The sequence below is a fragment of the Coriobacteriia bacterium genome (assembly GCA_018368455.1).
Taxonomy (GTDB): domain Bacteria; phylum Actinomycetota; class Coriobacteriia; order Coriobacteriales; family UMGS124; genus JAGZEG01.
Map to the genome: position 1 here is coordinate 1 of JAGZEG010000020.1, position 21,288 is coordinate 21,288.

Annotated in this window: 15 protein-coding genes; 7 read left to right on the forward strand and 8 right to left on the reverse strand. The window is 66.8% G+C overall.

All coding sequences use genetic code 11. The features are described 5' to 3' along the window. Nucleotides 1–248: 248 nt before the first annotated feature. The 7 genes from KHZ24_10655 to KHZ24_10685 all read right to left on the reverse strand — a co-directional run bounded on the left by KHZ24_10655 (nucleotide 249) and on the right by KHZ24_10685 (nucleotide 8,482). The gene (locus KHZ24_10655) at nucleotides 249–1,361 is read right to left on the reverse strand and encodes an ABC transporter substrate-binding protein (protein ID MBS5451647.1); all 1,113 of its coding nucleotides are present in this window, start codon (nucleotides 1,359–1,361) and stop codon (nucleotides 249–251) included. Between the two features lie 140 nt (nucleotides 1,362–1,501). Then, nucleotides 1,502–2,473, reverse strand: coding sequence for an ABC transporter ATP-binding protein (locus KHZ24_10660; GenBank protein MBS5451648.1), 972 nt, complete (start codon nucleotides 2,471–2,473; stop codon nucleotides 1,502–1,504). 3 nt (nucleotides 2,474–2,476) lie between these two features. Continuing rightward, on the reverse strand, nucleotides 2,477–4,201 hold the full coding sequence (locus tag KHZ24_10665) for an iron ABC transporter permease (GenBank protein MBS5451649.1): 1,725 nt from the start codon (nucleotides 4,199–4,201) through the stop codon (nucleotides 2,477–2,479). Continuing rightward, entirely contained in the window at nucleotides 4,185–4,580 is a 396-nt protein-coding gene (locus tag KHZ24_10670) for a metallopeptidase family protein (GenBank protein MBS5451650.1), read from the reverse strand. The genes KHZ24_10665 and KHZ24_10670 overlap by 17 nt, the downstream gene beginning before the upstream one ends. A 148-nt stretch (nucleotides 4,581–4,728) precedes the next feature. Beyond that, nucleotides 4,729–6,402 (reverse strand): FAD-binding protein, encoded by a 1,674-nt coding sequence (locus tag KHZ24_10675; protein ID MBS5451651.1) that lies wholly within the window; start codon nucleotides 6,400–6,402, stop codon nucleotides 4,729–4,731. Then, a complete protein-coding gene (locus tag KHZ24_10680; GenBank protein MBS5451652.1) occupies nucleotides 6,399–7,619 on the reverse strand; it encodes an aminoacetone oxidase family FAD-binding enzyme in 1,221 nt (406 codons plus the stop codon). Before KHZ24_10680 ends, KHZ24_10675 begins: the two co-directional genes overlap by 4 nt. Next, complete coding sequence (locus tag KHZ24_10685) at nucleotides 7,619–8,482, reverse strand: Mrp/NBP35 family ATP-binding protein (GenBank protein ID MBS5451653.1); 864 nt, start codon at nucleotides 8,480–8,482, stop codon at nucleotides 7,619–7,621. The genes KHZ24_10680 and KHZ24_10685 overlap by 1 nt, the downstream gene beginning before the upstream one ends. Nucleotides 8,483–8,794: 312 nt before the next feature. On the opposite strand from KHZ24_10685, the gene uvrA reads away from it, so the two are divergent. The 4 genes from uvrA to murJ all read left to right on the forward strand — a co-directional run bounded on the left by uvrA (nucleotide 8,795) and on the right by murJ (nucleotide 14,590). Continuing rightward, nucleotides 8,795–11,680, forward strand: a complete 2,886-nt coding sequence (uvrA, locus tag KHZ24_10690) for an excinuclease ABC subunit UvrA (GenBank protein MBS5451654.1) — start codon at nucleotides 8,795–8,797, stop codon at nucleotides 11,678–11,680. A gap of 101 nt (nucleotides 11,681–11,781) precedes the next feature. Further along, nucleotides 11,782–11,940: a hypothetical protein gene (locus KHZ24_10695; GenBank protein ID MBS5451655.1), complete on the forward strand. Its 159-nt coding sequence runs from the start codon at nucleotides 11,782–11,784 to the stop codon at nucleotides 11,938–11,940. A 60-nt stretch (nucleotides 11,941–12,000) separates the two neighbouring features. Then, nucleotides 12,001–12,462, forward strand: coding sequence for a Cys-tRNA(Pro) deacylase (gene ybaK / locus KHZ24_10700; protein ID MBS5451656.1), 462 nt, complete (start codon nucleotides 12,001–12,003; stop codon nucleotides 12,460–12,462). Nucleotides 12,463–12,886: 424 nt separating this feature from the next. After that, nucleotides 12,887–14,590, forward strand: a complete 1,704-nt coding sequence (murJ, locus tag KHZ24_10705) for a murein biosynthesis integral membrane protein MurJ (GenBank protein MBS5451657.1) — start codon at nucleotides 12,887–12,889, stop codon at nucleotides 14,588–14,590. Nucleotides 14,591–14,703: 113 nt separating this feature from the next. Here murJ and KHZ24_10710 read toward each other — a convergent pair whose 3' ends face one another. Further along, a complete protein-coding gene (locus tag KHZ24_10710; GenBank protein MBS5451658.1) occupies nucleotides 14,704–15,837 on the reverse strand; it encodes an SIMPL domain-containing protein in 1,134 nt (377 codons plus the stop codon). 286 nt (nucleotides 15,838–16,123) lie between these two features. Between KHZ24_10710 and KHZ24_10715 the strand changes: the two genes are divergently transcribed. From KHZ24_10715 to KHZ24_10725, 3 genes are all read left to right on the forward strand, one after another. Further along, nucleotides 16,124–17,410: a carboxylate--amine ligase gene (locus KHZ24_10715; protein ID MBS5451659.1), complete on the forward strand. Its 1,287-nt coding sequence runs from the start codon at nucleotides 16,124–16,126 to the stop codon at nucleotides 17,408–17,410. After that, nucleotides 17,410–19,455 (forward strand): excinuclease ABC subunit UvrC, encoded by a 2,046-nt coding sequence (gene uvrC, locus KHZ24_10720; GenBank protein MBS5451660.1) that lies wholly within the window; start codon nucleotides 17,410–17,412, stop codon nucleotides 19,453–19,455. The genes KHZ24_10715 and uvrC overlap by 1 nt, the downstream gene beginning before the upstream one ends. Before the next feature lie 117 nt (nucleotides 19,456–19,572). Then, nucleotides 19,573–21,279: a hypothetical protein gene (locus tag KHZ24_10725; protein ID MBS5451661.1), complete on the forward strand. Its 1,707-nt coding sequence runs from the start codon at nucleotides 19,573–19,575 to the stop codon at nucleotides 21,277–21,279. The last annotated feature ends 9 nt before the right edge of the window (nucleotides 21,280–21,288 follow it).

The window sequence follows — 21,288 nt, forward strand, 5'->3', positions numbered from 1 at the left end:
GCGCACCCGGACCCGCTACGAGACGATCGACGGCAGGAGGGCGAGGCTGGGCCTGCCGGTGTAGGATTGGTCCAAGAAATCTGCCGCATCCCCTATCGCGCTAATTTGTAGCACGCCATTTCATGAGGCGCGTTTTTGTAGCAGGCAGGCGTCCTCCCCGCGCCCCCCCAGGCGCCCCCAAGCCGGCCGCGGGCCGCGAGGCATCCCGCGCCCCGCGGCCCGCGCACTCGGCTCTTCTCGCGCACCCCCTACTCGGCGTTCTTCCCGTCTGTGAGGGTCTTCCACTTCTCGAGCGTCGCCTCGCGCTCCGTGCCGAACTTGGAGAGGTCCTCCTTGAGCAGCTGCGTGGCGTCGAAGTCGAGCTCGAGGCCTGCGATGTTGGGCTTGACGAGCAGGCAGGTGTTCTTCTTGTCGATCTGCGCCAGGAACTGCCAGTTCTCGTCGCTGCTCATGAGCCACACGATGAAGTCCTTGGCTGCCTCGACGTTGTCGGCGTTCTTGAACACGGCGACGCCGTCAGGCATGTAGGGCATGCCGTCAGAGGGGTAGATGATGCTCAGGTCAGCGTTCTCCCGCAGCTCGTCGAGCGTGCCGTCGATGTAGGTGATGCCGATGCCCACCTCGCCGGCCGCCGTCTTCGTGGCCGGGTCGGCGCCGCGCTTGGAGTAGTAGGGGATGTTCTCGTTGAGCGCCGTGAAGTACTCCCACCCGGCGTCCTCGCCCTTCGTCTGCAGCAGCGCCGCCACGACGGCGTAGTTCGTGCCGGAGACGGCGGGGTTGCTCATGAGGACCTCGCCGGCATAGTCGGGTTTCGTGAGGTCGTCCCAGCTCTTGGGCGCCTCGACGCCGATGCTCTTCAGGATGTCGTTGTTGGCGATGAAGCCCACAACGGTGACGCCCTTCGAGAACCAGTAGTTGTCCTCGTCCTTGAAGCCCTCGGCAAAGTCGGCCGCCGCGTCAAAGTTGACCTGCTCGAGCAGGTCGTTTGCCTTGGCGTCCATGAACGAGTCGATTCCGCCGCCAAACCACAGGTCGGCTGCCGGCGTACCGCCCTCGGCCTTGAGCTTCGAGAGCGCCTCGCCCGAGGACATGGAGATGAACTCGACCTTCGGGCCACGCTCGGAGGTGTACTTGTCGAACAGCGCCTTGTACGACTCGTTCGTGCAGATGACCTTGAGCGTCTTGCTCGCGTCGGGCGCAGGGCCCAGGTCGGCGGAAGAAGACCCGCTCTTGGCGTCAGCGCCGCTCGAGGCCGCCTTCTCGGAGGCCAGGGCGGGGCTGGACAGCCCGAGGGCGATGCTCCCTGCAATAAAGGGCGCCACGGCGGCGCCGGCGATGAACTGACGACGTGTCGTCTCCATCTGTACGAGCTCCTTTCGATGCCATGTTTCTGAATCACATCCGGCTCGCCGTTTGTGCGCACGTGTCGGACGGCCAAGCGGGCGGCGTGCTGCGTGCGTCTCTGGCAAGAACCGTCTCCCGCCTGGTCGTCTGACACGCGCTAGTCGGCGTCGCTCCCGATGCGCAGTTCCTCGTGGATGCCAAACGTCACGGCGTCTCCGACCTGCAGCGCCGCGCGTCGGCCCGTGCGGGCGAGCACCATTGTTGGCGCGTCGCCGGCGCCTGCCACGGAGATGCGGTACTGCCGGTAGAAGCCGAGAAACTCGCTGCCGACAACCGTGCCGTGATAGGGGCCGCCCGCCTCAAGGTCGACGTCCTCGGCCCGAAACGCGACCATCCCCGCGTCGCCTGCCGGCAGTCGGTTCACCGTCCCCATGAACGTGGCGCAGAACTCGTCGGCCGGTCGCCCGTACACGTCCTCGGGGGCCCCAACCTGCCGGATGGCGCCCTCGCTCATGAGCGCAAGGCGGTCGCCCAACACCATGGCTTCCTCCTGGTCGTGCGTCACGAAGACCATCGTCACGCCCGAGTCGCGCTGTATGGCCTTCACCTCCTCGCGCATGCGCACGCGCAGGCGGGCGTCCAGGTTGGAGAACGGCTCGTCGAGCAGCAGTACCTTGGGCTTGAGCACGAGCGAGCGTGCCAGGGCCACGCGCTGCTGCTGGCCTCCGGAAATCTCGTCGACGCGTGCATCGGCGTACGCGGCCATACCCACGGTCTCGAGGCATGCCGCTGCCTGCGCGAGCGCCTCACGCTTGCCGACGTGGCGGTACTTGAGCCCGTAAGCGACATTCTGCACGACGGAGAGGTGCGGGAACAGCGCATACGACTGAAAGACGGTCGACACGGGCCGGCGCTCGGGCGGCATGCGCGTGACGTCCTGCCCGTCGATGAGGATCTGCCCGGCGTCGGGCGCCAGAAAGCCGCCGATCATCTTGAGCGTCGTCGTCTTGCCGCAGCCCGACGATCCCAGCAGGCACACGAGCTCGCCGCGCTCGACCCCCAGCGAGAGGTTGCGTACGACGGGCGTGGTGCCGAACGACTTGTAGATGCCTCTAAGCTCGAGGTACATGGTCTAGCGCCTCCCGCGACGAAGGATGAGGGTCGAGAACACGACGTTGACGAGCACTGTCAGCACGATGATGAAGCACGAGATCATAGCCGCCTCGCCGTACTTGCCCGTCGACAGGGCGTCGAACAACTCGAACACGGCGAGTTTGTGGCCAGGCGACACGAGGAAGAGCACGGCGCCGATCGTGATCATGGCTGTCGAGAAGTTGTTGACGAAGCTGACGGCGAAGGCGGAACGCACGTTGGGCGCCAGCACGTCGCGCAGCACGCCGAGTCTCGAGGCGCCCAGGTCGCGCGCAGCCATGCCCAGCTCGGGTGATATGCGCGCAAATGACGTTCCGAACGCCTTCGTCGTGATGGAGAGCTGTTTGAACACCATGTTGAGGACGATGATGGCCGCCGTTCCCGTCAGCTTCATCGGCGCTGAGTTAAACGCCAAGATGTAGCCGAGGCCGAAGCACGTTCCGGGCAGCATGTACGGCATCGTGACGATGAAGTCGAGCGCGCTGCCACCGCGTACGTGGCGCCAGCGGTGGTAGTACGCGATGAGCGCGCCGAGCACGGAGCCCACGACGGCCACGATGAGCGCATATGTGACGCTGCGCCCGAACGACGTGAGGTTGAAGTCGAGCATGTGATAGAGGTTGTCGAGGGTGAACTTGGCGTTGAAGCCCAGTCCTTTCGTGAACGCCGTGTAGAAGATCGTGAGGTACTGCAGGGCCATGAGCAGGAAGAACAGTGCAGCCGCCGCATAACATGCCACGCCGAACGGACCGCACAATGCAAGGTGCGCGCCCTCTGCCGTTCCCGCGACACGCGACGACGTGGCCACGAGGCGCTCGGAGCGCTGTGTGAGCCTGGCGTAACACACGAACACAACGACGGAGACGCCAAGCAGAAGTACATTGAGCACGGCGCTTGCCGGCAGGTCGGAATAGCCGATGATCTGCATGTATATCTCGGTCGACACCGTCTCGAAGCGTCCGCCGATGACGACGGGCGTGCCGTAGTCGGCCAGGGAGCGCACGAACGTCAGCAGCAGGCACACGAGCAGCGACGGGCGCAGCATAGGCAGCACGACAGAGCAGAACACGGAGCGCATGGGTGTGCCGAGGTCCCGGGCGGCGCGCAGCACGTCGGGATCAACTTTGTCGAGCACACTCATGAGAAGGATGACGTTGAGCGCCGTGAAGAATAGTACCTGCATGGCGACGATGCCGTGCCAGCCGTACGGGTTGCCCGCGATGCCGAGCAGCGAGAACGTGATGAGGCCGCGCCTGCCAAACAGCTCGATGAATGCGAGCGAGGCGATGAACGGCGGCGAGATGAGACTGACGAGCAACATGCCCATGAGCGGGCGAGAGGCCCATTTCGGGCCGAAACGCACGACGGCGGCAACGAGCACGGAGACAGCTGTGCTCAAAACGGCGGCGAGCAGGCCGACGAATACGCTGTTGGCGATGAGATGGCCGTAGTCGTCAAAGACGGAGGCATAGAGGGCAAGCGTCGGGTGGGCGTCAGGCCCTTCGAAGCTCTTGAGGATGATGCACGCCAGGGGATAGGCGATGAATAGGCCCACGCTCAGCACGACGGCGGCGAGTAGGGCGGCGTCGCCAGGGGAGAATCGGGAAGCGCCTGCCTCGCGGACGGCGGCGCGGGATGTGCGCGAGGCTCGGGATGAAGACCCACCGGCACCGGTGGTCGTTGTACATCTAGTAGCCCATCGCATGGAGCTGCTCCTCGTCGAGGCCGAAGTAGTGGCCGATCTCGTGGATGACGGTCTTCTTGATCTCAGAGACGATTTGGGCGCGCGAGTCGAAGCTGCGCTCGTGCGGGCCCTTGAATATCGTGATGACGTCGGGGGCGTCGGCGCCGAAGCTGCCGTAGTCGACGCCGCGCTCTGTAAGCGGCAGGCCCTCGTACAGGCCGAGTAGCTCGCCACTCTCCTCGTCCGATGTGCCGTACTCTGCAATGTCGAGCTGGTCGTCGTCGGGCTCGTCCTGCATGGCGATGCCTACGTTGTCCAGCGCACGCACGAAGCGCTCGGGCATCTCGTCGAGAGCCTCGGAGATGACCGCCTCAAACTCGTCATCGGTCATCGGGAACATGGGCGGTCATCTCCTCTGCGGGTCGATGGGGCGAGACTGGGATCCGGGCGCTATCGTAGCGCATGGCCGACGTTTGGGCGACGACATTTTTGGGAGAGGAGATGTGCCCGAGGTCGCTGTTGCAGCGCGACCTTGGGCATACGGTGCTCTAAGAGCGAGAGGCCTCTATGTCGCTGGCCAGCGCGCACGCCGTTGCGATGCCGTCCGTTGCGGCGCTCATGATGCCTCCGGCGTAGCCCGCGCCCTCGCCGCAGGGATAGAGCCCCGCGACCTGCGTGGATTGTCGATTGTCCCCGCGCGGGATGCGTACCGGGGCGCTCGAGCGCGTCTCGACGCCCGTGAGCACGGCCTCGCCCATGCCAAAGCATGGCATGCGTCGCGTGAGCTGCGGAATGCCGGCGCGCAAGGCCTCAGCGACGTAAGGCGGCAAGGCTGGCTCGACGCTGCCCCAGGTGACGCCGCGCGGGTACGTGGGGTGCACGGTGCCCATGCCGCCTGAGCTGGCGTGTCCGGCGAGGAAGTCGCCGAGCAGCTGAGCGGGGGCGCGGTAGTCTCCGCCTCCGAGCTCAAATGCTGCCCGCTCGCAGGAGCGCTGCAGCTCAACGCCGGCGAGGGGGTCGTCTCCGGGCAGGTCCGCAGGCGTGACGTTGGCGAGCAGCGCCGCGTTCGCGTTGACGCCGGCGCGGGCGAAGTCACTCATGCCGTTCGTGACGACGCCTCCGGCCTCGCTCGCTGCAGCGACGACGGAGCCACCGGGACACATGCAAAACGTGTAGACGCCGCGCCCGTCGGACAGATGGCACGAGAGCTTGTACTCGGCGGGAGGCAGGCTCGGGTGGTCGGCGAGACGGCCGTACTGTGCCTGGTCGATGTCAACCTGCGGATGCTCCACGCGTACGCCCATGGCAAACGTCTTGCGCACGAGCTCGATGCCGGACGCGACGAGGTTCGCATACACGTCGCGCGCCGAGTGGCCACATGCAAGTACGACGCGCGAGGCGGAAACGAATTCCGTACTTCCCTCGCCAGGCTCGCCGGGGCGTGCCGTCGAGCTCAGGCGCACGCCTGCGACGTGCCCACCCTCGATGACGATCTCGTCCATGCGCGTGCGGAAGCGCACCTCGCCGCCTGCGGCACGGATGCGGGCAACGAGCGCGTCGACGACGCGAGGCAGGCAGTCGCTGCCGATGTGGGGGTGCGCCTCCCACGCGATGTCGAGAGGGGCGCCTGCCGCAATGAAGGCGTCGATGACCCAGGGGATGGACGGCGAACTCGTGCCCGTCGTGAGCTTGCCGTCAGAGAACGTGCCCGCGCCGCCCGCCCCGTACTGGATGTTGCACTCGGTGTCGAGGTCGCCGCCTTCGTTGAAGCGCGCAACGGCGGAGCTGCGGGTGTCGGCGTCGTCTCCGCGCTCGACGAGCAGGGGGGCGCAGCCGGCTTCTGCCAGGGCGAGCGCGCAGAACAGACCGGCACAGCCTGCGCCTACGACGACGGGGCGCTCGGCGTCGCTGGAGAGACCGCCGGGCAGGTGCGGCAGGTTGAGCGGGCGCGGATCCCAGACGACGACGTCCTTGGAGCGGGCGCGTGCCACGACGAGCTCGTCGGTGAGCCCGTCGACGCTGGCGTGGGCGGTCACGACGAAATGGACGTCCGACTTCTTGCGCGCGTCCACGGCCCGACGAGCGACGGCGCACTCGCGCAGGTTCTCGGGCTTGCACCCGAGCTTGCGCGCGACGGCCGCGCGAAGGCGCCTGAGATCGTAGCTCTTGCCTGAGGCGGCGCCGCCCGACAAGGGCAGCGACAGGTTGCGGATCTCGATCATGCTGACTCCTCATCGCCTAGGGCTGCCGACTCTCCGGCAACAAGGCCGCTGCACCAGGCCCACGCGAGGTTGTACCCTCCGCACGCGCCGTCGACGTCAAGCGCCTCGCCGCATGCGTAAAACCCGGGCACGGCAGAGCACTGTAGCGTGTGCGTGTCGAAGGCGCTCGTTGCCATGCCCCCGCGCGTCACCTGCCCATGGGCCTCGTCGGCCGTACCTTTTACCTTTAACTTGAACTCGAGTATTTCTTGCGCGACAGTCGCAGGGTCTATTTCGCGCTCGCCCTTATCGCCGCAGGCATTCTCCATGCAGCGACGCCCGAGCAGGGGATGCAGGGCGCCGTCGAGGAAGTGAAGGCGCCCCTCGGGGGAAGAGCAGCGCTTTTTCCAGAGGATGAGTCGATCCTCGAGCTTTGAGGTAAGGCTCGAAAGGCTCAAGGTTGGCATGAAGTTAAGGTTAAGGGTGTCGCCGGGCTGCGCGAGACGCGACAGGTCGAATATGACGATACCTGAGACTCCGTAGGGACGGAACAGCACCTCGCCTGCCTTGCGCGCGATCGTGCTGCCGTCGGCGACGAGCGAGACTTCGCACTGGGCGCGCACGCCGTCGAGCCCCTTGATGGGTCCGCGCTTCGTGGCAAGCGGGCACAGGGCAGGCGTCTCCTCGATGCGGGGGATGCCGAGCTGCCTGCATGGAACGCTCGCCGTCCCGCCGCCTGCCGCCCAGATGACGGCGTTCGCCTCGAGGGGACGGCCCTTCTCCACCTGAACGCGCCATGCGGGGCTTTTTTCGGGGTCGTCGGCGCCTGCCAGACGCTCGAGCCCGCAGGCGCGCGTTTCGACCTCAATGTCAACGCCAAGGTCGGCCAGGCGGGCGCGCAGCACGTCGAGCACGGAGGATGCGGCGCGCGAGCGGGGGAACAGGCGCCCCTCGCTGTCGGCGCACGACCACAGTCCGAGGCCGTCAAAGAAGGCGAGGATGGTTGCAAGCGGGTCGTCGCCCATGACGGAGGCGACGAACGGGGCGTCGTTGTAGTGCACGGGGGCGAGGTCGGCGTTGGCGAAGTTACAGCGCCCGTTGCCCGAGGCCAGGATGGACCGACCCACTTTGGCGCTGGCCTCGAGCACGGTGACGCGGGCGCCGACCTGTGCCGCGCTGATGGCGGCAGCAAGGCCGGACGCCCCTCCTCCTACGACGACGACGTGGCGCGCGGCCACTACTGCTCGTTCGGCGCGTCGGTCGACAGCGACCACACGCCGCCCAGGGCGCTCTTGACGCGCGCCGTCGCGCCGGTGTCGAGCACGTTCTGCGCGTTGATGCCGACGTCGGGGATCTGATCGGCGTGACCCTCGTCGCACAGCTTGGCGAAGCTCGGGTCGATGGGCAGGCGGGCGAGCACGTCAAGGCCGAAGCTCTTGGCGACGTCGTCCAGGTGGCTCTCGCCGAACAGGTTGATGTGCTTGCCGCAGTCGGGGCAGGCCAAGTAGCTCATGTTCTCGACGACGCCCAGTACGGGCACGTCCATCATCTTGGCCATCTTCACGGCCTTGCTCACGATCATGGCGACAAGGTCCTGCGGGGAGGTCACGATGACGACGCCATCGATGGGCAGCGACTGGAACACGGTCAGCGGCACGTCGCCCGTTCCCGGAGGCATGTCGACGAACAGCACGTCGAGATCGCCCCATGCAACGTCCGTCCAGAACTGCGACACAGCGCCGGCGATGACGGGCCCGCGCCACACAACGGGGTCATCGGGGTTTGCGACGAGCAGGTTGACGGACATGACCTTGACACCGTTCGCTGCGACGGCGGGCGCGATGAGGTCGCCGTCCATTGTGGCGCGGCGGGCGTCGAGGCCGAACATGTGAGGGATGGACGGCCCGGTGATGTCGGCGTCGAGGATGCCCACCTTCAAGCCGCGGCGCTGGGCGTCACAGGCGAGCAGGCCGCACACGAGCGACTTGCCGACGCCTCCCTTGCCCGACATGATGCCGATGACCTGCTTGATGTTCGTCCGCTTGTTCTGCTCGAGCTTCTTGGGGTTTGGCCTGTTGACCATGTTCGGCTCTTCTGCCATGCGTGCACTCACCCTCTCCTTGTCGGCGCCCCGTGGAGCGCGTCGTATGTCCACTGCGTCATACCGTATACCCCGAGACGCGGGATGGAAAGTGGCTCGGCGCTGCACGATTTTCACCCCAAACTCACGACGGCGCCTTTTGCTCGTTCGATGCCGCGCGCTGCCCTCAATCGAACGTATGTTCTTATTTTGAGACTGGGTGCAAAACGGCACATCGAGCGCCCCCAAAGCCGATGCCATGCGTACACTGGGGATCCCGGTCGTTCACCCGGGGTAGGCGAGGGGCGCGCGGGCGCCCGCGAGGGGGACCAGGTGGGTCAGAACAGCATCGTCATCCGAGGGGCTCGCGAGCACAACCTCAAGGACATCAACCTGACGATTCCGCGCGACGAGCTCGTCGTCATCACAGGCCTGTCCGGCTCGGGTAAGAGCTCCCTGGCGTTCGACACGATCTACGCCGAGGGCCAGCGCCGCTATGTGGAGTCGCTCTCGAGCTATGCGCGCCAGTTCCTCGGCCAGATGGACAAGCCGGACATCGACGCCATCGAGGGACTGTCTCCCGCCGTGTCCATCGACCAGAAGACGACGTCGCGCAACCCGCGCTCCACGGTGGGCACCGTCACGGAGATCTACGACTACCTGCGCCTGCTGTATGCGCGCATCGGCGTGCCGCACTGCCCCGAGTGCGGGCGCGTCATCGAGCGCCAGACGACGGACCAGGTCGCCGACAAGATTCTCGAGGCCGCCGCGGGGCGCAAGGCGCTCGTGCTCGCGCCCGTCGTGCGCGGTCGCAAGGGCGAGTATACGAAGCTGTTCGAGGACCTCGCCAAAGAGGGCTTCTCGCGCGTGCGCGTCGACGGTGAGGTGCGCCGGCTCGACGACGGTCCCATTACGCTCGAGAAGAAGTTCAAGCATGACATCGAGGTCGTCGTCGACCGCGTGTCTGTGCGGGCCGACTCTCTAGGCCGCATAGCCGAGGCCGTCGAGAACGCCACGAACCTGGCGGAGGGCAACGTCTTCGTGTGGCTCATGGAGGGAGAGGGCCTGCCCGGCCAGCTCCTGCAGTACTCGCTGGCGCTGTCATGCCCTGAGCACGGCCACTCCATGGATGACCTGCAGCCGCGCGACTTCTCGTTCAACGCCCCCTACGGCGCTTGCCCTGACTGCGACGGTTTGGGCGTGCGTCGCGTCATCGACGTACGCGCGCTCGTCGCCCATCCCGACCAGCCGGTCGACAGCGCGTTTGGCGGCGTGTTTGGAATGTCAAACTATTACCCGCAGGTGCTGCGCGCCGTCGCCATCCACCTGGGTGTCGACCCCGCGACGCCGTGGCAAGACCTGCCCGCCAAGGTGCAGAAGGCGTTCATCGAGGGCCTGGGCTCCACAAAGGTGCGCGTCGACTACCACACGCGTGACGGGCGTGACACGAACTGGTTCACGGAGTTTCCCGGCCTGTCCTCCATCATATTCGAGCGTTACAACGAGACGACGAACGAGAACATGCGCGCCCGTCTCGAACAGTTCATCCGCGACGAGCCGTGCACGACGTGCCACGGCGCCCGCCTCAAGCCCGAGATACTCGCCGTTACGGTGGGCGGAAAGTCCATCTACGACGTGTGCTGCATGTCGACGGTCGAGAGCCTCGCATTTTTCCAGGCGCTCGAGCTCACGGAGCGCGAGCGCTTCATCGGCGCGCGCATCGTGAAGGAGATCATCGAGCGCCTGCGCTTCCTCGTGGACGTGGGCCTTGGCTACCTCACGCTGTCGCGCTCGGCAACGACGCTGTCGGGCGGCGAGGCGCAGCGCATTCGCCTGGCCACGCAGATCGGCGCCGGCCTCATGGGGGTGCTCTACATTCTCGATGAGCCGTCCATTGGCCTGCACCAGCGCGACAACGCCCGACTCATCGCGACACTGCAGCGCCTGCGCGATTTGGGCAACACCGTCATCGTCGTCGAGCACGACGAGGACACGATCCGGGCGGCTGACTTCGTCGTCGACATGGGGCCGGGCGCTGGCGAGCTCGGCGGAGAGGTCATCGCGGCTGGCACGCCGCAGCAGGTCATGGAGACGCCGGGCTCTATCACGGGCGCCTATCTCACGGGCGAGCGCATGATCGAGGTGCCCGAGGAGCGCCGCCATCCGGATCGCGGCGTGCTCAAGATCACGGGCGCGTCGGCGAACAACCTGCACAGCGTCAGCGTCTCCATCCAGCTCGGCACGCTGACGGTCGTGACGGGCGTCTCGGGCTCGGGCAAGTCGTCGCTTGTCACCGACACGCTGGCACCGGCGCTCACGAACGCCGTCCAGCGCTCGAACCGTCCCGTGGGTCCCTACAAGAAGCTCGAGGGCGTCGAGCTCATCGACAAAGTCATCGACATCGACCAGTCGCCCATCGGACGCACGCCGCGCTCGAACCCCGCCACGTACATCGGCCTCTGGGATGATCTGCGCAGTCTGTTTGCCAGCGTGCCCGAGAGCAAGGCACGCGGCTACTCGCCGGGACGCTTCTCGTTCAACGTGCCGGGCGGTCGCTGCGAGGCGTGCAAGGGCGACGGACAGATCAAGATCGAGATGCACTTCCTGCCTGACATCTACGTGCCGTGCGAGCAGTGTGGCGGGCGACGCTACAACCGCGAGACGCTCCAGGTCACGTATCGCGGCAAGTCCATCTCTGACGTGCTTGACATGACGGTGTCCGAGGCGCTCGCGTTCTTTGCGAGCATCCCGAACATCAAGCGCAAGCTGCAGACGCTGTTTGACGTGGGCCTGGGCTACGTGCGCCTCGGCCAGCCCGCCACGACGCTGTCGGGTGGTGAGGCCCAGCGCGTGAAGCTTGCCAAGGAGCTGCATCGCCGCCAGACGGGCAAGACGTTCTACATCCTGGACGAGCCGACGACGGGCCTGCACTTCGAGGACGTTCGGCAGCTGCTCAGCGTGCTGCAGCGCCTCGTCGACGCCGGCAACACCGTGCTCGTCATCGAGCACAACCTTGACGTCATCAAGGTCGCCGACCAGCTCATCGACCTTGGCCCCGAAGGCGGATCCGGCGGCGGCCGCATCGTGGCGACGGGGACGCCGGAGCAGGTGTGCGAGGTGGCGGAAAGCCATACGGGTGCGTTCCTCAAGCCGCTGCTCGAGCGCGACCGAGCCCGTCAGACGGCGCGTGCCGTCTGTGCGGAGAAGGAAGCTCGATAGCTTTGGTTGACAGGGCTCGTCTGTGGGGGCTCGGGTGTTACCATGGGACATGTGGGGCGCGTCCACGGGGGACGCACGAAGCATCGTGATTGGAGTGCGCAATGGAAACAGCCAATGCCTTGACCGCCCTGTCGGCGCTGCCTTCGGTGGGCGATGAGACGAACCTCACCGTGCCGATCATCATCGGCGTCGTTGCCCTGATCGTCATCATCGTGGCGGTCGTCCTTATCATCAAGAGCCGCAGCGGCCACAAGAACTAGCCCGGCAGGCCGTTTGTGAGCCACACAAAGCGCGGCGAGGCTGCCGCAAAGACAAACGCCATGCGCGAGCTCGATCGCGCAGGCGTTCCCTACGATGTGTCTGTCTATGACGTGGAGGACGAGACGAGCGTGAATCTCGGCCTCCGCGTCGCTCAGGCAACCGGCATAGATCCCGATACTGCGTTCAAGACGCTTGTCTGCCATGCGGCGTCGGGCGGATGCTGCGTGTTCTGCATCCCCGTCGCGAGCGAGCTTGATCTCAAGAAGGCGGCGCGTGCGGCGGGGGAGAAGTCCCTGTCAATGGTCGCCGTGCGCGAGCTGCGCGACCTCACCGGTTATATTCGCGGCGGCTGCTCGCCTGTCGGAATGAAGAAGGCGTTCCCCACGTTCATCGACGAGACGGCCCAGCTTTTTGACCGCATCGCTGTGTCGGGCGGACGGATCGGAACACAGCTCGTGCTCGATCCCGAGGCGCTTGCCCGCTTCTGCGGGGCGACGTTTGCCGACATCACGGAGGCGTGAGATGGTGCTGCGTCGCGGAAAGCACTTTGAGGAGACGGCCGAGGAGGCCCGACAGAAGAGGGGAACGCGCGTCTCGCCCGAGGAGCGCGTGCGCACGATGCCCAAGCTCGCCGACCCTGGCCAGAAAGCCGTGGTGAGCGAGGCTCCTGCCTCGTCGCGAGGAGGCGTGTCGCCCGACGACACGTCCATGTGGCTGAGCACGGCCGTTTCTGCGGGCATCAGCGTCGGCGGCACGACGGCGTCTGCGGGCGAGACTGCGACCTGGGTCGCCATTGCGTCGCAGAGCCAGGAGCGCACGGTTTCTGAGCTCCAGGCTTCGGGGCAGTGGCCCGCTGTTGACACAAACAATGAACCTGTAAGCTCAATATCACCCTCACGTGAAGGTCGAGGATCGACCACGCCGTCCGGTTCGGCTGGCGACACGATGGAATGGATCGCGCTTGCGGCCGGTGCCGGCGTTCGAGAGCGCGAGGTGCCGCTGCCTGAGATCGCGCCGTCTGCGGCTGCGTCGGAGGACGACGCCGCAACGGTTGGCGCGCGCGTTGGCGCCTCGGCGGCGCTCATCTCGCTGTGCGTCATGGTGTCACGCATCACGGGCTTCATCCGCACGTGGGCCATGGGCTTTGCCATGGGAACGACGCTGCTGTCCTCGTCGTACCAGGTGGCGTGCAACCTGCCCAACCAGCTGTACGAGCTCGTCATGGGCGGCATGCTCGTCACGGCGTTCCTGCCGGTCTATGTTTCGCTGCGCAAGCGCGAGGGCTCCGAGCGGGCGAACGCGTACGCCTCGACTCTTCTCGGCATCGTTGTCGCGGCGCTGGGCCTCGTTGCGCTGGCGGCCACGATATTCGCGCCACAGGTCGTATACACGCAGATGTTCCTCAACCCGTCGGGCGACCGCGAGCTCGTGACGTACTTCTTCCGGTTCTTCGCCATCCAGTTGCTGTTCTACGGTGTCAGCGCCATAGTCGGCGGCCTGCTCAACGCGTCGCGTGACTACTTCTGGAGCTCGGCCGCGCCCATTGCGAACAACGTCGTCGTCATCGCCGTCATGTTCGTCTACGTGTTCCTCGCGCCGAGCAATCCGGAGCTCGGAAAGCTCGTCATCGCGATCGGCACGCCTCTGGGCGTGTTCACGCAGATGGCCATCCAGATCCCGGCGCTTGTGCGCTCGGGCATTCGGCTGCGCCCCCGCATCGACGTGCACGACCCCGCTCTGCGCGAGACGCTGGCGCTCGGCATCCCGACGATCGTCGTGACGCTGGCGTCGTTCGCGACGGTCTCTGTGCAGAACGCAGCCGCCATGGCGGTGAGCGACGCGGGCTCATCCGTGCTGTTCTACGCGCGCCAGTGGTTCACGCTGCCCTACGCGTTCCTGTCGGTGCCGCTCACGACGACGCTGTTCACGGAGCTGTCCGACATGGCCGCCGACGCTGACCGCGAGGGGCTGCGCCGCGCCATCGCCGGTGGTACGCGACAGAACCTGTTCTTCATGATCCCGTTCGCGCTCTACCTCGCTGTGTTCTCCGTGCCGCTCGTCTCGCTGTTCTGCGCGGGCTCGTTCACGCAGGACAGCGTGCAGATGGTGGCGAGCTACCTCTCGTTCATGGCTATCTCGCTGCCGTTCTACGCGCTGTTCATGTTCATGCAGAAAGTGTTTTCTTCTCTTCGCCGCATGCGTGCCTACGCCGTGCTCAACCTCGTCATCTCTGCCGTGCAGATCGCTCTCACGCTGCTGTGGTGTCTCGGCGCCGGCGACTGGGAAGGCTGGGGCATTACGGGCGTCGCGCTTGCGCAGACGGCCTTCTTCGTGCTCGGCGACATCTGGTGCTACGTCTACCTGCGCCGTGAGTTCGGCCATATCGGCATGGGCTCCATCACGCGCAGCGCTCTTGGTTCGCTCGGCCTCGGCCTGCTCGGCGCGGCGGCGGGCGGCCTCGTGCTGTGGACGCTCTCGACGCTCGTCGGGCCCATCGGCGGCTCCATCGGTCGCGCGGCGCTCTATCTCGTTCCGTCGGGCCTCGTTGCCCTACTCGCGACATATGTCCCCGCCGTAGGCCTGCGCATCCCCGAAGCGGCGTTCATCCGGCGCCTGCTCGGCCGCTTCGTTCCCGCGCTGCGCCGCTAGGCTCGAGGAACACGGCGCTCGAATGCAAAGAAACGTGCGGCGCGCGGGAATTCCCACGCGCCGCACAGAACTCGTCTTATCGAAACGCAGCCGCGTTGGCAGCTGGTGCCAGCTTATGAGAAGAGTTCGCTCGCCTCGTACGATGCGCCGGCGAGCGACGCGATTGCCTCGTTGATGACGGATGGGTCGAGCAGGCTGTACTCCGCGATCACCGTTGCCTCAATATCGATCGTGCCAGGCACGACCGTCGCGTTGACCTTGGCCTGCTCGACGTCGCTCGCGCTTGCCACCGCGTCCATGGCCGTGAAGCCGCCAGCGTCGGCGTAGCGATACTGCATGGAGCTCGGCGATTCCGTGAGGGACGTGAGCGTGAGCGTGGTGTCCTCGCCGCTGCTCAGCACGGGCGCGAGCGCCTCGGCCTTGCCCTTGGCCTGCTCGAACGCGAGCGCGAGCGCCTTTTGGTACTGCTCATCGTACGTGCTCGAGTAGTAGGCGATCGTGTAGACCTGCGTTACGCCGGCGTCGAGCACGGCGCTGAGTGTCCCGGATACCTTCTCCACGGCGATGCCGCTGAGATCGTACTGGACGGAGGCCGTGTAGCCCGAGACCGTTGCGTTGCCGCTGTCGTCATAGCTGTAGCGCGGAGAGACGCTGACGCCGCCCGTCTGGATGTCCTCCTCGGGCACGCCGGCCTCGGCGAGCGCGGCGTTGACGGCCTCGGCGAGCGCATTGGCGCTTTCGGCTGCAGTCGTCGCGTCCTCGCCGTCGGCCTCGACGGCGAACGACAGCTTTGCGACGTCGGGTTCGACGCTGATGGTGCCCGTGCCCGTCACGGTGACGGAGGGGCCGGTCGCCACGCCGAGGGCGTCAAGTAGTTGCAGCTCAGCCGAGCCGAGGGACGGCAGCTGCGAGGCAAGCCCGGCGAGCGGGTCCGCAGGCGCGTCCGTTCCTGTGGTCGCCCCCGAGTTCGTCGTGGCCCCACCGGTGCTGGGCGCCGCGCCAGAGCTGCCCTGCCACCAGCTCGTGGAGGGCGAGGATGCGCTTACGCTGTCCGGCGTGCTCTCAGGCGTCTGCGCGGGTGCGGCCAGCGCGGTCGAGCCGACGAGCAGCCCCAGGCTCAGGGCGGCTGCTGCGATGAGCGAGCGACGGGCTCGGCCCGGGCGCGCGGTACGGATGGCGGGAAACTCGCAGGTCGACCCGGCGTCGAGTGTCGAGGTGTCAGAGGTCTTTTCGGTGGTGTCGCTCATGGGGATCCTCCTCGGATCGAATGGGCGCAGCCCGCGTGCGGCCCGGACTCGTGCCGAGCTTGCGGGTCTGCCTTGCCAGAAGTATACCCATGCGCGGCTTTCGCCATCTTCCGTGCCGTCCGCGCACCGCTGGCACCCGTCGGGCAAGAGGTGTCCCACGAAGTTGTCACAAACGGACGGCAGGCTCCGGTGGGCTTTGGACGCATGCGGCGGATGGCGGGCGTGAGGGAGGCCCAATGTGTCATCATGGCTGCGAACATGTCCGCACGAACAGGAGATCTTGCCCATGGCACACCCCGAGAGGCTCATCACCAGCGAGGCCGACGTCCGCGAGCGCCTGCAGCCCGTGCTGCTCGGCGGCGACATCCTGACGTACAGCTGCGTGCGCTGCTTCAACGCGGCCTACGGCATCCGCTCCATCGTGCTGGCGGGCTTCGACGCCAAGATCATCTCGCACAGCCGCTTCGCCGAGCTGCGCATCGTCCCCAACGTCGACCAAGACGCCGTGGCGCTCGACGCCCTGCGCTCGCTCGGCAAGGAGCTGACGGCCGCCGGTAAGGTGCCGCTGGTGTTGGGCACGGGCGACTGGTATGCCCGCACGCTCTCTCAGCACAAGGAGGAGCTCTCCGAGTGGTTCGTCGTCCCTTATATCGACTTCGACCTGCTCGACCGCATCACGCAGAAGGAGGAGTTCTACCGCATCTGCGAGGAGCTCTCCATCCCGTATCCCAAGACGTGGGCGTTCGACTGCGCCGACCAGAGCGCGACGCTGCCTCTCGACGAGCTGCCGTTCCCCGTCATCGCTAAGCCTTCCAATTCGGCGCGCTACCACTACGCCGACATCCCGAACAAGAAGAAGGTCTACACGATCGACACGGCGGCAGAGCTGTCCGAGCTCTACGGCAACCTGCAGCGCTCGTGCTACGACCGCGAGCTCATCGTGCAGGATCGCGTGCCGGGCTCCGACGACGCGCTGCGCACGATCACATGCTTTTCCGACGCCGACGGCGACGTCCGCGTGTGGTCGACAGGCCATGTCCTGCTCGAGGACCACATGCCCACCGCCATCGGCAACCCCGTGTGCATCATGATGGAGCGCAACGACGAGATCGCCGGTCAGGCGGCCCGCTTCCTCAAGCACGTCGGCTACCACGGCTTCTCAAACTTCGACGTCAAGTACGACTCCCGTGACGGCAGCTATCGGTTCTTCGAGGTGAACACGCGCCCGGGCCGCAACTCGTTCTACATGACGATCGGCGGCGTGAACTTCGTGACGCTGCTTGTGGAGGACTACGTGCTGCACCGCGAGATCCCCCAGCGCGTCGCGTGCGACGAGGGGCTGTACTCCGTCGTGCCGCGCGTCGTCGTGTCGCGCACGGTGGCCGACCCCGATCTGCGCCGCAAAGCCCGCAGCTTGTTCGACGCCGGCAAGGCGCACAACCCGCTGTTCTATCGCGAGGACACCGCGTCCCACAACTTCTGGGCGCGCCTGATGTACGCCAACCAGATCCGCAAGTTCAAGCGGTACGTGTGGGACGTCCAGAAGGGCGACGCCGCCGGCGGGCAGGCGTAATGGAGCCGGAGCAGCGCATCGGCGCGCCCTCCGACGAGCTGCCGGCCGACGCCCAGGCCGACCCCTCGCGCCTCTCGCTCGCGCAGCAGGTCGCGCTTGTGCCGACGGACCCTGGCTGCTACCTGTGGAAGGACGCCGCCGGCAAGGTGCTCTACGTTGGCAAGGCAAAGAACCTGCGCGCACGCATGCGCCAGTACGTGACGCTGCAGGACGAGCGCGTGAAGATCCCCCTGCTCATGGAGCAGGTGCGGAGCTTCGAGTACCTCGTCGTCAACAGCGAGCACGAGGCGCTCGTGCTGGAGATGAACCTCATCCGCCAGTACGACCCCCCGTTCAACGTCGACTTCCGCGACGACAAGAGCTACCCCTACATCGCCATCACCGAGAGCGACCTGTTCCCGGCCATCAAGTTCACGCGCGAGAAGCACAAGGCGGGCACGCGCTATTTCGGCCCGTACACGAACGCCCGCGCGGCTCGCGAGACCATCGACCTCGCCCGCAAGGTCGTGCCGATGTGCTCGGCGACGTGCCCGGAGTGGCGCCGCATCACCCGGGCGCTCGCCAAGGCCTCAGACGACGATCCCGTTGCCCGCGCCGTGCTATCTGGCAAGGGCCGCGCCTGCTTTGACGCGAGCGTCGGGCTGGGCCCGGGCGCGTGTTCGGGCGACATCACGCCGGTGACATACCGGGCGAACGTGCGCGCTGTCGAGCGCTTCCTCGCGGGGCGGCGCGGCGAGTTCGCGCAGCACATCACCGACGAGATGCACGAGGCCGCCGCCGAGCTCAACTTCGAGAAGGCGGCGCGCTGCCGCGACAAGCTCGCGACGCTCAAGCGGGTGGGGGAGCGCCAGCAGGTCGTGTTTCCCTCGCCCATCGACATGGACGTCATCGGCTTCTATCGAGAGGAGACGATCGCCGGCGCCCACGTGCTGGCCGTGCGCGAGGGCCGCACGCAGCGCAGCTGCGAGTTCGTGCTCGACAAGGGCAAAGACGTCTCCGAGGAGGAGCTGGCCGCCGGCTTCCTCAAGCGCTACTACGCTAGCGGCGCCGACGTGCCCGACGAGGTCGATCTCTCCGTGGAGCTGTCCGACGCCGACGTCCTCGCGAGCTGGCTTTCCGAGCGTCACGGCCGCAAGGTGTCCGTGCGCGTGCCGCAGCGCGGCGAGAAGCGCCACCTGCTCGAGCTCGCCGAGCAGAACGCCCGCCACACGCTCACGCGCTTCATGGTGCGCACGAGCTACGAGGACCGCCGTACGAACGACGCGCTGCTACAGCTCGAGAGCGCTCTTGCCTTGCCGGCGCCGCCTATGCGCATCGAGTGTTTCGACATCTCGACGATCCACGGCCGCTTCACGGTGGCGTCCATGGTCGTGTTCACGGCGGGCAAGCCCGACACGTCCCAGTATCGGCGATTCAAGATGCACGTGGATACGGGCGAGGCGAACGACTTCCTGTGCATGCAAGAGGCGCTCGGGCGTCGCTACGCCCCGGAGCGCATGGCTGACGAGCGGTTTGGCTCCCGTCCCGACCTGCTGATACTCGACGGCGGCAAGCCCCAGCTCTCAGCCGCCATGCAGCAGCTGGGAGAGCTGGGCCTCGACATCCCCATGGCTGGCCTGGCGAAGAGCGACGAGGAGCTGTTTGTGCCGTGGGATGACACGCCCGTCGTGCTGCCGAGCGGATCTCCCTCGCTCTACCTCGTCAAGCAGGTGCGCGACGAGGCCCACCGCTTCGCCATCACGTTCCATCGCGAGCTGCGCGGCAAGGCCATGACCGTGAGCGTGCTCGACGAGATCCCCGGCGTGGGCGCGAAGCGCAAGCGTGCGCTCATGAAGCGCTTCGGGTCGATAAAGCGCCTGCGCGAAGCGAGCGCCGCCGACATCGCGGCGACGCCGGGCGTTCCCGCCGAGGTCGCGCGCGAGGTGTTCGAGACGCTGCGGGCGTGGGAGGACTCCCGCGAGCAGGTGGCCCGCGCGGCCGGACTGGCGGACGGGGGCGCAGGTGACGGGGCGCAGGACGCCTCCGAGGTCGTGGGGATGGGATAGCGGGGCCCGGGTGAGGGCGGACAAGTGTGCGCCTGGGCGCTAGACTAGGGGGACGCCAGCGCTCGGCCCGCGCGGCCGGCGCGCGGCATGATCCCGCGAGAAAGGCTGATGAGAGCCATGCGATGCCCCTCATGCGGTGCCAAGGTCAAGCGTTCCCAGGCGGGCTGCCCCTCGTGCGGCAGCCCGCTCGTCCTTATGCCGCCGATGTTCGGTGGTGCGGCGCGTGAGGTGCGCCCCGAGCTCGGCTATCCCGCACAGCCCGCCATGGCGGCTGTGCAGCCTGAGACGCCGCCGCGCGTCGGCGGTCGCGTCCTGATCGTCGTCGTCATCGCGCTCGCCCTCGTGGCGTTCTCGCTCGTCGCCCTGCTCGTCGTGCGCAGCATGGAGGCGCCGGGCCACGGCGTTCCCATCACCCCCTCGACGTTCCCCGACGCAGCTCTGCGCGCCGTCGTCAAGACGTATGACGCCGACGACGACGACGCGCTCAATGCCGACGAGGTCGCCTCCATCACATCGCTTGACTGCTCTTCCCGAAGCATCGGCTCGCTGCGCGGCATCTCGACGCTGACGGCGCTCACGACGCTCGACGCCTCGCGCAACAACCTGACGGACGCCGACCTCTCGTCCAACGCGGCGCTGACGAGCGCCAACCTCTCCGACAACCGGCTGACGTCTGTCACGCTCACCAACCTGGGCAACCTGAGCTCGCTTGATGTCAGCGACAACGCGCTGACGGCGCTCGACCTGTCCGCGTGCGGGCAGCTTCGCTCGCTGGCGTGCACGGGCAACGGCCTCGCCCGTCTCGACCTGTCGAAGAACGGCCTCGTCACGTCCGTCAGCGCCGACCCCGGCCTGTCTCTCATCATCCCGATAGCCGAGGGCTTCTTCCCCGATGCGGGCCTGCGCGCGAGCCTGGCTGTCCTCGACAGCGACGGCGACGGCGCCCTGTCGGACCGCGAGCGCTCCTCCGCCGCATCGCTACAAGTCAGTGATGCGTCGACGGCCGACCTCACCGGCCTGACGTGGCTGCCGTCGCTCACGACGCTCGACATCTCGGGGTGCGCCGTGACGAGCGTCTCGGGCTCGCAGCTCCCTGCGATGCTCAACTCGCTCGTCGCGAAGGACTCCCAGCTTTCGACCCTCGACCTGGAGGGCCTAGAGTGGCTCTACGTGCTCGACATCACGAACACGGCTGTCTCCTCGCTCGACCTGTCGGCAACGCCGCACCTCACGAACCTGTCCGCCACGGCGTCGCACCTCTCGTCGCTCGACGTGACGCCGTGCGCCGCCACGCTGTCCACGCTGCACATCGGCGAGAATGTGAGCGTCACGGGTGCCTTGACGCGCACGGCGGGCGCGCTGCCCGATCCTGCGCTGCGCGGCGTCGTGTTCTCATCGACGAACAACCCCGACGGCGACGACATGCTCACGGGTTCAGAGGTCAGCGCTCTTACGTCACTCGACCTGTCCGGGACGGGCACGACGAACCTTGCTGGTCTGCCAGCCCTGACGTCGTTGAGGACGCTCGTGTGCAACGGGCTGCAGCTCGGAAGCTTCTCGGCGCAGGGCCTGACGCAGCTGCAGAGCTTGAGCCTGTCCGGCTGCGGCCTGACGTCTGTCGACGTGAGCTCTGCGGGCGGCCTTGCGAGTCTCGACGTCTCGAACAACGATCTCGACGCGCTTGTCGTGAGCACGGCGCCGGGCCTGACGCAGCTTAACGCCACGGGCAACGCTCGCCTGACGGCGGTCGACGCGACGGGTTGCCTGCAGCTCGTGCCCGGAGAGAGCGCCCTCGTCGACGAGGGCTGCACTATCATCCAGTAGGGGAGGAGA

Bases quoted from the DNA above. Each gene is read 5' to 3' on its own strand.
- KHZ24_10710 (MBS5451658.1), bottom strand. From the start codon at position 15,837: ATGAGCGACACCACCGAAAAGACCTCTGACACCTCGACACTCGACGCC.
- KHZ24_10675 (MBS5451651.1), bottom strand. From the start codon at position 6,402: ATGATCGAGATCCGCAACCTGTCGCTGCCCTTGTCGGGCGGCGCCGCC.
- murJ (MBS5451657.1), top strand. From the start codon at position 12,887: ATGGAATGGATCGCGCTTGCGGCCGGTGCCGGCGTTCGAGAGCGCGAG.
- KHZ24_10665 (MBS5451649.1), bottom strand. From the start codon at position 4,201: ATGCGATGGGCTACTAGATGTACAACGACCACCGGTGCCGGTGGGTCT.
- KHZ24_10695 (MBS5451655.1), top strand. From the start codon at position 11,782: ATGGAAACAGCCAATGCCTTGACCGCCCTGTCGGCGCTGCCTTCGGTG.
- KHZ24_10655 (MBS5451647.1), bottom strand. From the start codon at position 1,361: ATGGAGACGACACGTCGTCAGTTCATCGCCGGCGCCGCCGTGGCGCCC.
- KHZ24_10725 (MBS5451661.1), top strand. From the start codon at position 19,573: ATGCGATGCCCCTCATGCGGTGCCAAGGTCAAGCGTTCCCAGGCGGGC.
- uvrC (MBS5451660.1), top strand. From the start codon at position 17,410: ATGGAGCCGGAGCAGCGCATCGGCGCGCCCTCCGACGAGCTGCCGGCC.
- KHZ24_10660 (MBS5451648.1), bottom strand. From the start codon at position 2,473: ATGTACCTCGAGCTTAGAGGCATCTACAAGTCGTTCGGCACCACGCCC.
- KHZ24_10685 (MBS5451653.1), bottom strand. From the start codon at position 8,482: ATGGCAGAAGAGCCGAACATGGTCAACAGGCCAAACCCCAAGAAGCTC.
- ybaK (MBS5451656.1), top strand. From the start codon at position 12,001: ATGCGCGAGCTCGATCGCGCAGGCGTTCCCTACGATGTGTCTGTCTAT.
- KHZ24_10715 (MBS5451659.1), top strand. From the start codon at position 16,124: ATGGCACACCCCGAGAGGCTCATCACCAGCGAGGCCGACGTCCGCGAG.
- KHZ24_10670 (MBS5451650.1), bottom strand. From the start codon at position 4,580: ATGTTCCCGATGACCGATGACGAGTTTGAGGCGGTCATCTCCGAGGCT.